Below are 12,543 nucleotides of genomic sequence, written 5' to 3'. Positions count from 1 at the left end.
TGACTACCTTATTATTTACTCACAGGCATGAGGCAGGGGCGGTTTTTGCACTAAATTTGCCCGGTGGATCGAACCCCTGCCACGCCAAAATGATATGAGCCGCACCTACAAACATCTATTCTTCGACCTGGACCATACATTGTGGGATTTCGATAAGAACTCGGAAGCCACGCTAAGGCGTCTGTATACCGAATATGACCTGGCTGGGCATGGTATAAATGACTTTGATAAACTGTTCGCCTCGTATAATATACATAACGATAAACTGTGGACGAGGTATCGCAACGGCTATATAAAAAGGGACGAGCTAAGGTGGAAACGCATGTGGCTGATGCTGCTGGACTTTAAGGTGGCCGATACTTACCTGGCGCACGAGCTGAGCACGGCCTACCTGGAGATACTGCCTACCCAGACACGCCTGATACCCGATGCCAAGGAGTTGCTGGACCACTGCAAGGGCCGGTACGAGATGCACCTGATAACGAACGGCTTTGAGACCACGCAGCGTCTGAAGCTGCAGTACTCGGGCATATCGCGCTACTTTACGCACATCATAACCTCGGAAAGGAGCAACAGCATGAAGCCGTACCGGGATATATTCGACTATGCGCTGAAGGAGGCCGGGGCCAGTACCGATGACAGCATAATGATAGGCGATGCGGTGGATATAGACATAGCAGGCGCCATAAACGCAGGGTGGGACTGCGCCTACTACAACCCCGTAAAGGCAGAGCATGCCCACAAGCCCACCTATGAGGTGGCAGGGCTGGCAGAGCTGATGCGGATATTCTGATAATGTGCAGACATACCAAGTAATGCACGAGACCGGCCTTACCCCAAAGGGCACAAGGGAATAAAAAAAGAACACAAATATCTGTTGTGTATGAAGGAACACAAGGCTCACATTTGCCGGTGCTTACTTTTTATATTCCAGCAGTATAGGTAAGGGTATAAATAGCAAAGGGTCGCCATTCATTGGCGACCCTTTGTGGTATATGTGAATAAGGGAATGTACTTAATGCTGTACAAGCAGTACATCGCCCGTCATTTCGGGCGGGGTGGGCACGCCCATATAGGTGAGCATGGTGGGTGCTATGTCGCCCAGCTTGCCGGGGCGCAGGGAACCCTCATAGTCGTTGGAGATGAGGAAGAAGGGCACGGGATTGAGGGTATGCGCGGTATTGGGCGAGCCATCCTCGTTCACCATCATATCGGCATTGCCGTGATCGGCGGTGAGGAATACTGCATAGCCATTGGCCAGCGCGGTGGGCACTATGCGGCCCACACATTCATCAACTGTCTCTACGGCCTTTATCACCGCATCCCATACACCGGTATGGCCTACCATATCGGGGTTGGCAAAATTGAGGCAGATGAAGTCGGTATCGCCGGCATTTATCTCGGGCAGGATGGCCTCGGTCAGCTCTATGGCGCTCATCTCGGGTTTCAGGTCGTAAGTGGGTACGGTGCGGGGAGAGGGTATCATGATGCGCTTTTCGCCGGCAAAGGGCAACTCGCGGCCACCAGAGAAGAAGAAGGTAACGTGCGGGTATTTCTCGGTCTCGGCTATGCGTATCTGTGTTTTGCCATTGTCTTTGAGCACCTCGCCAAGGGTATTGGTGAGGTCGCTGTTGGTGAACATGACATTGACATTGCGGTAGCTTTTGTCGTACTCCGTCATAGTGACGTAGTGGAGCGGAAGCGGATGCATATTCTGCTCGTGGAAGGACTCTTGCGTAAGGGCCTGCGTGATCTCGCGGCAGCGATCGGTACGGAAGTTGAAGCAGACCACAATATCGCCATCTTTGATGAGGGCATTGGGACGGCCATTGTCGTCGCATACTATGATGGGACGTATGAACTCGTCGGTGACATCTTCGTTATAAGACCGTTGTATGGCGGCCAGGGGGTCGGATATGTGAAGGCCCGTACCATGTACCATGGCATCGTAGGCTACCTTCACACGCTCCCAGCGCCTGTCACGGTCCATAGCGTAGTACCTGCCCGTGATGGTGGCCAGCGTGCAGCCTGTGGCCACCAGGTGGCGCTGCAGGCGTGCCATGTGGCCCAGGCCGCTTTTGGGGTCGCAGTCGCGGCCATCGGTAAATGCATGTACGGCCACGCGCGGTACGCCGGCCTCCTGCGCCAGGGTACAGAGCTGCTCCAGGTGGCTGATGTGGCTGTGCACACCACCATCGCTCACAAGGCCTATGAAGTGCAGGGTACCACCGGTGATCTTGGCCTCGTCGAAGGCATTCTGCAGTACGGGGTTGCTCCGGGCCTCGCCATCGCGAAAGGCTACATTGATCCGCTGCAGTTCCTGGTATACTATGCGGCCTGCGCCTATATTGAGATGGCCTACCTCAGAATTGCCCATTTGCCCATCGGGCAGGCCAACGGCCTCGCCGCAGGTGACGAGCTGGGTGTAGGGGTAACGGCCGTAGAGAGAGCGTACGAAGGGGACATTGGCATTGGCGATGGCATCGGCAGAGGGTATCTGTCCGTGGCCCCAGCCGTCCATTATGATGAGCATTGCTTTGCGTGACATGGGTGCAAAATTAATCAAAATAGGCGGGGCGGAGGGCAAACGAGGGTCAGGTATTTGAAGCGAAGATGCTAATGTACTGTTATGCCATAGCAAGAGGATGATACAGGAGGCATAAGGTACTGTGGGATATTCTGTAAATTGCGCCTCTTCTACCAGATGAGCACCGGGAAAAAGATATTGTTACTGCACCTGCATTCTAACGGGGACTGCCTGTATGCCACGGCCATAGCCCGGCAGATAAAGCACGACCACCCGGGATGCCGATTGACGTGGGTAGTAGCCACATGGGCAAAGAGCGTGCTGGAGAACAACCCCTATATAGACGAGATAGTGGAGGTGCCCGATGTGAACAAGAACACCAATACACGCATACACCGCGAGCAGCTAAGAGCCGCACTGGCCAAAAAGGCTGCCGGGGAGTATGACGAGGTTTTCTCTACCCAACTGATAGACGATAACATAGCGTACTACGACGGTACCATACGATCGGGGATACTGAGGGCGTATGGGCGGCCCATAACACAGGGTGTGCAGCCGGTACTGCGCCTGCGCGAGGCCGAGATAGCCACGACCGCGGCATTTGCAGAGCGGCATAAGCTGGCAGAGTACAGGAATGTGATACTCTTCGAATTTGCGCCGCAGAGCGGACAACTGGCCATAACGACCGATATGGCGCTGAACATAGCCCGGCAGATAGTAGAGAACCCGGGGACGTGTATCATACTTTCTTCTGCCAACCGAATAGATGCGGGCGATGCACGCATAATAGACGGCAGTGTGCTGACACTGAGAGAGACGGCGGCGCTATCGCACTACTGCACGCTGCTGATAGGCTGCAGCAGTGGTATAAGCTGGATAACGACATCGGACGCGGGCAAGATGCTGCCCATGCTGCAGATACTGGATGCCTATATGCCATGGGTGAACCCCATAACGCGGGACTTTGAACGGTGCGGCATGCCCGATGATGAGGTGCTGGAGATATACGACAATGACCCGGCCTTTATAGTGCGCTGCGCGGGCGAGATACTGAATGGCGATATAAGGGAGGTAAAGAAGAAGTACCAAAAGCCGCTGCCACTGCACTTTATAGGTACCAGCCGCAATATCTACAATATGCTGTGCTTCCTCCAATTTGGCGCAATAGCAAAGCATATACGCATAAATGTGAGCGTATGGGGCTGGCACCCGCTGCTGGTGCGGGCCATAGTATGGGGCTTTGTATCGGCACCCTTCAAGCTGGTGCGCAATGTGGTGGTGAAGAGGGTGCTGAAGAAATAGCCCCTCCCGACCTCCCCCGAGGGGAGGAGATGATGTTTGGTCTGACCTATTTATCTCATTCTCTTGCCGGTGAGCTTCAATACTGCTACCTTGAAGTAATAGCGTGCCATTTCCTTTATAGTAAGTATGAGGCTGAATAGGTGGTAATAGAGCCCACGGCCTACGCGGTACTCCATTATCTTCAACTCCATGGCCAGGAATTTTTTGAGGAGCTGCATCTGCTTTTTCGGAGATGTGCTGGCCGCATGTATGTGTATGACGGTGGTAGCGGCTATGTACCTGCTGCGATGACCTAGCTGCGCGAACTGATAACACCATAGCTGGTCTTCGCCATACATGAAGAAGCGGTCATCGAGCCGGTGGCCCGGCAGCTTTTGCAGCAGGTCTCTGCGGAACATCATGAAGGCGCCACTGACCCAGTCGCACCAGGTATCGCGGTCGCCATGGAAATATTGGTTGAGCATAAGATGCGACCGCCTGCGGTAGGGCAGCAGTTTGAGAACAGGACGGGCGAGATCGAGCAGCTCGTTGCGTATGCTGCGGAAGCGGCGGGCGGTATGCTGCAGCTTGCCATCGGGATAGGTGAGACGTACAGTGAGGGCGCCTATAGTGTCGTCTTTGACGAGCTCATGAGCAGCTATACTGATGCTGTCCTCTGTAAGGACTGTGTCGGAATTGAGCAGCAATATCACATCGCCCGCGGCTGCGGCTATACCTAAGTTATTGCCCTTTGCGAAGCCGCCGTTCTCGGGGCTTTTTATAAGTTGTATGGAAGGGAAGCGGACCGTGAACTGATCGGGGTCGTCGTGGGGAGATGCATTGTCCACAAGCACTATCTCATAGGGTACGCCTTTGGTGTGGCGTATCACGCTTTCTATACAGTCGCAGGTTATCTGGAAGGTATCGTAATTGATGATGATAACAGATACTGTCATGAGTGGGCGGGTGGTACGAGATATAGGGCAAAGTAAACGAAAGGATGGGACATGTGACAGAGTATGTGGCAAAAAGAAAGGCGCCCCGTGTGAGGCGCCTTTCTTTTGTATATGAATATGGTGGTTATGCCATTTTCTTCAGCTCTTCGATATGAGCTTCGCGATCGACCTCCTGGCTGAGGGTACCGCTCTTGTCGGTATCTACCAGTACCGGTGATGCTACAAATATAGAAGAGTATGTACCTGTGATAACACCTATGAGCATCGCGAATGCGAAACCACGAGTCACCTCGCCACCTACGATGAACAGTATGAGCACCACGAGGAACACGGTGAGCGATGTCATAATGGTACGGGGCAGGGTATCGTTGATAGCGCGGTTGATAACGCTTTGCTTGTCTTCGTTAGGCGACTTGCGGAAGTATTCCCTGATACGGTCGAACACGATGATGGTGTCGTTCATAGAGAAACCTACTACCGTAAGTACGGCCGCGATGAAGTGCTGGTCTATCTCGAGGGCGAAGGGAACCACGCCTTTGAGGAAGGAGAACACTGCGAGTGTAGCGCAGATATTGAACAGCAGCGATACAAAAGTACCGAGCGAGTACTGCCACCTGCGGAAACGCACGAGGATGTATATAGAGATAGCAAGCAGCGATATGATGGTAGCCCACCTGGCACCTGCTATGAGGTCGTCGGAGATGGTGGGGAGTACTGTTTGCGAGCTCTGTATAGTGGTAGAAAGGAAGTCATCGAAAGTAACTGTCTCGGGTATGAACTTACCTGCCTTCAGGCCTTCGTACAGCTTTTCCTGCACCTGGCGCTCTACCTGCTGGCCTGGCTGCTTGATGAGGTAGGCAGTAGTGATGTTGACGTTGTTGTTGGTACCTATGGTCTTCACTATGGGATATTCGCCGAATACGCCGTTCAGCTTTTCGCGTATCTGCGTTACTTCATAGGTCTTGTCCAGCTTCACAGTGTAGCTGCGGCCACCTGCGAATTCCACGCCATAGTCGAAGCCATGGAACACAGAAGCGATACCGGCCGCTATAACGATAACAGAGATAAAGTAGGCTATTTTGCGCTTGGCCATGAAATCGAAGTGGGCCTTGGCGAATACGGCCTTAGATACGGGCGTGAAGTATTTGAAATGCTTGCCACGGTTCAGCCATATCTCTTTTATGAGCCTTGATACCAGGATACCGCAGAAGAGCGATATGGTGATACTGAGGAGCTGGGTAGTAGCGAAGCCAAGCACAGGGCCCAGGCCGAAGTAGGCGAGGATGGCCGCTGTGATGAGCTGTGCAACGTGACCATCCAATACAGGCGCATTAGAACGCTTATACCCATCGGCTATGGCATCGGCATGAGACTTGCCGAGGGCAAGCTCTTCCTTGATACGCTCGAAGATAAGCACATGCGCATCCACCGCCATACCGATACCGAGCACCAGACCGGCGATACCGGGCAGTGTGAGGGTAGCATGCATTGCAGACAGTATACCTACAGTGAACAGGAGGTTGAGGGTAAGAGATATATTGGCCACCCAGCCGCTGGTGCTATAGTAGATAAGCATGAGGACGAAGATGGCGAGGAACGACAGCACGATGGCCGTGAAACCTGCGCTGATAGACTCTGCACCGAGGGTAGGACCTACTACCTGCTCCTGCACGATGTGTGCCGGCGCGGGCAGCTTACCAGACCTGAGGATGTTGGCAAGGTCATTGGCCTCTTCGGTAGTGAAAGAACCCGATATCTCGGTGCTGCCCGAGGCTATCTCGTTGTCTACACGGGGAGCAGAGTATACCTTGTCATCGAGCACAACGGCTACGAACTTGCCTACGTTGCGGCCGGTCATATCCTTCCATATACGGGCGCCGGTGATGTCCATTTCCATGGTCACGTTGGGCTGGCCTGTCATAGAGCTGAAGTCGGCACGGGCATTGGTGATGTGGTCGCCTTCGAGCCTGGAACCACCACCGGGTGCGGTCTTCAGGGCATAGAGCGCCAGTACGGCATTGGGGTCTTTAGACTTTTTGCCTTCTGCACCGTAAACGAATTTCATGTTGCTGGGGAACTTGTTCTTCACAACATCGAGCGAGAGGTAGTGGTTCACCTTGGCAGTGTCTTTGCGGGCAACATAACCTACAGCAGGAGAGTTGAAATAACCCTCTTCGTTGGTGCCATTGGGTATGATGAGGTCGGTAAGAGGGGTCTCTCGGATCTGGCCCTTGCCGCCTGCGCTATCGGTAGCTACGCCATCTTTTTTGCTGGCGAACATATCGTTGAGGCTGCTTGTATCGGCTGTTTTGCCTGTAGTGTCGGCAACTGCGGTAGTTGCACTATCGGTAGATGTAGCAGCGCTATCTGTTCTCTCTTCTTTAACGCCAGAGAGGTAGTTGTACAGGGGCTTGTTGGCCATGTTTATCATAGGGCCTACTTCCTGGTTGCCATAGGTCTCGAAGAACTGCAACTTGGCAGTGGCCTGCAGGTAAGAGCGTACACGCTCGGGGTTCTGCACACCGGCCAGCTCTACGGTGATGATGCCTTTGTTCTCATCGAGGTTTACGTTGGGGTTGGCAACGCCGAACTTGTCTATACGCGTTTGCAGTACATGATGTGTACGCTTGATAGCGGCTTTGGCCTCTTCGTTCAGCTTGCGCAGTACTTCTTCGTTGGTAGAGTTGAGCGTGATGTCCTTCTCTGCAGGCTTGGTGAAGAGGTAAGCCATCTTAACGCCGGGGTTCTGCTGCTCGAACTTCTGGCCAAAGAGGGTGATGAAGTTGGCATCGCTATTGGCCTTGGCTATGTTGGCATCGTTGATGGCCTTGTTGAGCGCGGCATCGCGGGGATTGTTGGACATAGAGCGCACGAGGTCGTTGAGGCTCACTTCGAGCGTCACGTTCATACCGCCCTGAAGGTCCAGGCCCAGGCCCAGCTCTTCTGCCTTTGCTTCCTGGAAGGTGTACTTCTTCACAAGTGCATTGAATATCACCTCGCCCTGCAGGGTATCGGTCATTACCTGGTAGTACTTGTCGGTGAGCTTGTCCAGGTCGGCGCCTGTGGCCTTAGGGTCTTGTGCCATGGCCGTTTTGCGGGCCTTTTCTCTCCACTTTTTCTCGGTGTTGCGTACTACGAACGTTAAAGAAAGCTGGTACAGCGATATCAGGATGAGCGCCACCGTAAAAACCTTCACTAAACCTCTTAACTGCATAGGTTGTTCTTGAAATTATATATAATAAATTTTAAAAGCACAGACAGGGACATAGGTTACCCCTGTCCTGTAAGGGGTGCAAAGATAGGATTTAATATAAAAAAATAAAGCCTTATCCGACCTTTGCCAAAATTTTCGTTAAAATAGCCGAAAGATCCATTCCCGCCATCTTTTAGGGCGGTATTTTTTCGTTGGGCCTCCGTTCGTGTGGCCATACGAGTTTATATATGAAACAAGACATGTGTGGGGTCGTGACATGTGTGGGGTCGTGGTATTAGCTACCGGTTGCAACCGGGGGAGTTCAGACCCGGATATTCTGCTACAAGATCATATATGTATGCGGCCGCCTGCGGAAAATATTGCACAAATGTGATACGACAGATAGGTGGATATGGCCGAAGGCAGTGTAACATTGCTCCCTGCAAACAGACGACACCATGGGCGCATATTATCCGTTGCTGGTATTTCATTCTTGTTTCCGCTGGCTGGTACTGGGCAGCATAGCGCTATCGCTCTACCGCGCATACAGGGGGTGGAAGGGTAAAAAGCTCTTTAGCCGGACGGATAACAGTATAAGACATATAACGGCCACCATAGCACATATACAATTGCTGATAGGTATATCGTTGTATTTCATCAGTCCGCTGATAAAATACTTCCTGGGCGACTTTGGTAAGGCGGTGCATGACAGGCAGATACGCTTCTTTGGGATGGAGCACAGCCTGATGATGCTGGTGGGAATAACGATACTGACCATAGGATCGGCCAAGGCCAAACGAAAGACCACCGATAATGAGAAACACAGAACAGTGGCCATATGGTATACGGTAGCGCTGCTGGTGATACTGTCTTCGGTGCCATGGGCATTCTCGCCGCTGGTAAGCAGGCCATGGGTGAGGTGGTTCTAAAGTAGTGTGAAAAATGTGGTAAAAGAGGTGGCGTGGTACAACATTTGTGCGACATGATATGCCTATTATATTATGGACCTAAAAACGCACTACCATGAAAACGATGATACTGATACTGGCAGCAGCGCTGGCGCTGCCCGCCTGCCGGAAGACCGACCTGGGACCATCGCCCATGACCGCTGATGTACAGACCGAACCGGCAGCGGGTACCGCCATACAGGTGAATGACAACCCCATACAGGGTAAATGGCGGCTGGTGCGCACCACAGGCGGCCTGAGGGGAGTGGACATGAGCGCCGAAGAGCAGGGCCTGATACAGACCTATGAGTTCGGGGCGACAGATAAATGTGTGCTGACGGTGAATGACAATGTGACCAATACTATTTATACACGTTACAAGGCCCCGTCTTATACCAAGGGGACCGATGGCGATTTTGTGACCATAAAGGGTGGAGAAACATATGAGTACTACTTTGCCCATGACACACTGGTACTATCGTGGGATGTGCGCATGGATGGTACGGTGGACTGGTATGTAAAGGAGTAGGCCTTCAGCAGTTCCCCCCGACCCTGCAGACTCCCCCGAGGGGTAGGAGATGGAGTGTGGGTATCTTTTGCACGGGTGCAACATTTGTGAGTATTTGCGTGTCTATATAATTTTACCAAAACCATATCAGACATGAGGATAACTACCATATGGCTTATGGCCGCCCTATCGGTGATGATGACCATAAGCTGCCGAAAGACCACAACGGAGCCCGGAACGAGTACATCTATACGGGGTAAATGGAAGCTGGTGCGTATAACGGGCGGCATCGCCGGCCTGGATATGACCGCCGACGAGTGGGGACACTCACAGAGCTATGAATTTGCCAGCGGCAGCAGGTGCTACTACACATTTGACGGCAATATCACTACTACTACCTATACCCTTTTTACGGGTCCCTCTTAAATAAAGAACACCACCGCAGACTTTGTGACCATAGCAAGCAACAATATGACCTATGAGATATCGTATGCACATGACACACTAGTACTGTCGCAAGACGTAAGAGTGGATGGTATGGCGGAATGGTATGTAAGGCAGTAGCCCCTCCCGACCTCCCCCGAGGGGAGGAGATGGCCTGATAGCGGGCTTTTTGTATACAGGGAGCATGTTTTTTATTACCTTCATCGTAAATATCCCGCTGTATGCAACTACTGGATGGTGTGCTGGTCTCCGGCCATATAAAGGAGCAGATAAAACAGGAAGTACAGAAATGGCAGGCCGCAGGCGGCAAGAAACCGCACCTGGCGGCCATACTGGTAGGTAACAACCCTGCCAGCGAGGCCTATGTGGGCTCTAAGGTGAAACACTGTGAAGAGCTGGGTTTCGACTCTACCCTGCTGCGCCTGCCCGCCGACATAACGGAGGCAGCACTGATAGCCGAGGTAGAACGCCTGAACCACGATGCTGCCATAGACGGCATACTGGTGCAACTGCCTCTGCCCGACCATATATCGCCCGACTCTGTTATCAATGCCATACACCCGGGAAAGGATGTGGATGGGTTCCACCCTATATCGCAGGGGCGGATGCTGCTGGGACAGCCTACCTTTCTGCCTGCCACGCCATATGGCATCATGCTGATGCTGGAGTACTACAAGATAAATACCGCAGGTATGCACTGCGTAGTGATAGGCCGCAGCAATATAGTGGGCACCCCTATGACCATACTGATGAGCCGCGCTACCAACCCCGGCAATGCCACGGTGACCATGTGCCACTCGCGTACACGCAACCTGAAGGAACTGACCCTGCAGGCCGATATAATAGTGGCCGCCATAGGCAGGCCCCGCTATGTGACCGCCGAGATGGTAAAGCCCGGCGCTATAGTGATAGACGTGGGCATAAACCGCATAGACGACCCCACCAGGAAGAGCGGCAGCCGGCTGGTAGGCGATGTGGACTTTGACAATGTGGCGCCACTGTGCAGCTACATAACACCCGTACCCAAGGGTGTGGGCCTGATGACCATATGCGGGCTGATGAAGAACACCCTGCTGGCCGCCAAAATGAAGGAGACGGTACCTGCATAGAACCCCATACCAGCATAGAGAAACACAGGTGATGCGGCATGACAATGCTGCATTGTATACCTTTGCGCGATATAAGCCACGTTTTGAGCCACGAACCACATATAGTGATGTACCCGGTGATGGAGCACTTCTATACCCTGCAGGGCGAAGGGCTGTATACGGGTAATGCCGCATACTTCATTCGCCTGGGCGGGTGCGATGTGGGCTGTGTGTGGTGCGATGTGAAGGAAAGCTGGGATGCGGCCGCGCACCCGCTGATGACCAATGTGGAGATAGCGCAGATAGCCGCTGCACACGAGGGCCGTATAGCGGTGATAACCGGCGGTGAGCCGGCCATGCACGACCTGGCACCCCTGTGCGATGTACTGCACGAGGCGGGCTTCAGGGTGCATATAGAGACATCGGGGGCGCACCCGCTGAGGGGTGATGTGGACTTTGTGACACTATCGCCGAAGAAGTTCAAAGCGCCGCTGGATGAATGCCTGGCGAAGGCCGATGAGCTGAAGGTGGTGGTATACCACCGCAGCGACCTGGAATGGGCCGAGCAGCATGCAGCAAAGGTGCGGCCGGAATGCAGGCTGTACCTACAGCCTGAGTGGAGCAAGCGCGATGCGATAACCCCGCTACTGACAGATCATATAAAGCTGCACCCGAGGTGGCAGTTGTCTTTACAGACCCATAAATACATCAACATACCATAACGCATGACCTGGCTCGATACCATTATCCTTAGCATAGTAGAAGGTGTGACCGAATTTTTGCCCATATCGTCTACAGGACATATGATAATAACCGACGCCATAATGAACCATGGCAAGACACCCACGGAAAGCGAGCGTGAGTTCGCAAGGCTTTTTGAGGTGTGCATACAGCTGGGGGCCATACTATCGGTAGTGACGCTGTACTGGAGGAAATTCTTCGACATAAAGCGGCTGGACCTGTACTTCAAACTGATAGTGGCGGTATTTCCCGCGCTGGCCTTTGGTTTCCTGTTCTCGAAAAAGATAGATGAGCTGCTGGAAAGCCCTGCTACAGTGGCCGTGGCGCTGCTGCTGGGTGGCATAGTGCTGCTTTTTGTAGACAACCTTTTCTCTGCCAAGAACCGCATAGAGAACGATGGTGAGCTGAGCTATAAGAAAGGTTTTATGATAGGTATGTGGCAGGTACTGGCCATGATACCGGGCACCAGCCGCAGCGCAGCCACCATAATAGGCGGCATGCAACAGGGGCTCACTCGGAGGTTCGCGGCAGAGTTCTCGTTCTTCCTGGCGGTGCCTACCATGATGGCGGCCACAGGGTACAAGCTGCTGAAAGCTACCAAAGAGCATCCCGAACTACTGAAGGACAAGGACAACCTGGCCATGCTGGGCGTGGGCAACATAATAGCCTTTGTGGTGGCCCTGGTAGCTATAAAGACCTTTATAGGCTTTCTGCAAAAGAACAGCCTGCGCGCCTTTGGCGTGTACCGCATAGTGGCGGCTATCATCATCTTCGGGCTGATGTATGCGGGGTATATAAAGGGATAAAGCCCCACCCCATCCCTGCCTACCGGCAGGCAGGCCTCCCCCAAGGGGAGGG

The 12,543-nt window shown here is 53.1% G+C and carries 11 protein-coding genes; 8 read left to right on the top strand and 3 right to left on the bottom strand.

The features are described 5' to 3' along the window. The first annotated feature begins 94 nt into the window (after positions 1-94). Entirely contained in the window at positions 95-793 is a 699-nt protein-coding gene (locus ABD843_RS07675; RefSeq protein ID WP_345081000.1) for a YjjG family noncanonical pyrimidine nucleotidase, read from the top strand. A 222-nt stretch (positions 794-1,015) separates the two neighbouring features. On the opposite strand, the gene gpmI is transcribed toward ABD843_RS07675, so the two are convergent. Continuing rightward, positions 1,016-2,548: a 2,3-bisphosphoglycerate-independent phosphoglycerate mutase gene (gpmI, locus tag ABD843_RS07670; RefSeq protein ID WP_345080997.1), complete on the bottom strand. Its 1,533-nt coding sequence runs from the start codon at positions 2,546-2,548 to the stop codon at positions 1,016-1,018. A gap of 138 nt (positions 2,549-2,686) precedes the next feature. Between gpmI and ABD843_RS07665 the strand changes: the two genes are divergently transcribed. Beyond that, positions 2,687-3,829, top strand: coding sequence for a glycosyltransferase family 9 protein (locus tag ABD843_RS07665; protein WP_345080994.1), 1,143 nt, complete (start codon positions 2,687-2,689; stop codon positions 3,827-3,829). A gap of 50 nt (positions 3,830-3,879) precedes the next feature. Here ABD843_RS07665 and ABD843_RS07660 read toward each other — a convergent pair whose 3' ends face one another. Continuing rightward, the gene (locus tag ABD843_RS07660; protein ID WP_345080991.1) at positions 3,880-4,764 is read right to left on the bottom strand and encodes a glycosyltransferase family 2 protein; all 885 of its coding nucleotides are present in this window, start codon (positions 4,762-4,764) and stop codon (positions 3,880-3,882) included. A 124-nt stretch (positions 4,765-4,888) separates the two neighbouring features. Continuing rightward, positions 4,889-7,978 (bottom strand): protein translocase subunit SecDF, encoded by a 3,090-nt coding sequence (gene secDF, locus ABD843_RS07655; RefSeq protein WP_345080988.1) that lies wholly within the window; start codon positions 7,976-7,978, stop codon positions 4,889-4,891. A 437-nt stretch (positions 7,979-8,415) separates the two neighbouring features. Here secDF and ABD843_RS07650 point away from each other — a divergent pair, with 437 nt between their 5' ends. The 6 genes from ABD843_RS07650 to ABD843_RS07625 all read left to right on the top strand — a co-directional run bounded on the left by ABD843_RS07650 (position 8,416) and on the right by ABD843_RS07625 (position 12,491). Further along, the gene (locus ABD843_RS07650; protein ID WP_345080985.1) at positions 8,416-8,886 is read left to right on the top strand and encodes a hypothetical protein; all 471 of its coding nucleotides are present in this window, start codon (positions 8,416-8,418) and stop codon (positions 8,884-8,886) included. Positions 8,887-8,980: 94 nt separating this feature from the next. Next, positions 8,981-9,433 (top strand): hypothetical protein, encoded by a 453-nt coding sequence (locus ABD843_RS07645; RefSeq protein ID WP_345080982.1) that lies wholly within the window; start codon positions 8,981-8,983, stop codon positions 9,431-9,433. 132 nt (positions 9,434-9,565) lie between these two features. Continuing rightward, positions 9,566-9,838, top strand: a complete 273-nt coding sequence (locus ABD843_RS07640; protein WP_345080979.1) for a hypothetical protein — start codon at positions 9,566-9,568, stop codon at positions 9,836-9,838. A gap of 239 nt (positions 9,839-10,077) precedes the next feature. Further along, positions 10,078-10,965, top strand: a complete 888-nt coding sequence (locus ABD843_RS07635; RefSeq protein WP_345080976.1) for a bifunctional 5,10-methylenetetrahydrofolate dehydrogenase/5,10-methenyltetrahydrofolate cyclohydrolase — start codon at positions 10,078-10,080, stop codon at positions 10,963-10,965. A gap of 83 nt (positions 10,966-11,048) precedes the next feature. Then, complete coding sequence (locus ABD843_RS07630; protein ID WP_345080973.1) at positions 11,049-11,666, top strand: 7-carboxy-7-deazaguanine synthase QueE; 618 nt, start codon at positions 11,049-11,051, stop codon at positions 11,664-11,666. 3 nt (positions 11,667-11,669) lie between these two features. Then, positions 11,670-12,491, top strand: a complete 822-nt coding sequence (locus ABD843_RS07625; RefSeq protein ID WP_345080970.1) for an undecaprenyl-diphosphate phosphatase — start codon at positions 11,670-11,672, stop codon at positions 12,489-12,491. The last annotated feature ends 52 nt before the right edge of the window (positions 12,492-12,543 follow it).

Origin of the sequence: Nemorincola caseinilytica (assembly GCF_039540515.1) — a bacterium.
GTDB classification, from domain to species: Bacteria; Bacteroidota; Bacteroidia; order Chitinophagales; family Chitinophagaceae; genus Nemorincola; species Nemorincola caseinilytica.
The sequence above is the reverse complement of the archived record's forward strand: the minus strand, read 5'-3'. Positions and strand labels throughout refer to the sequence as shown.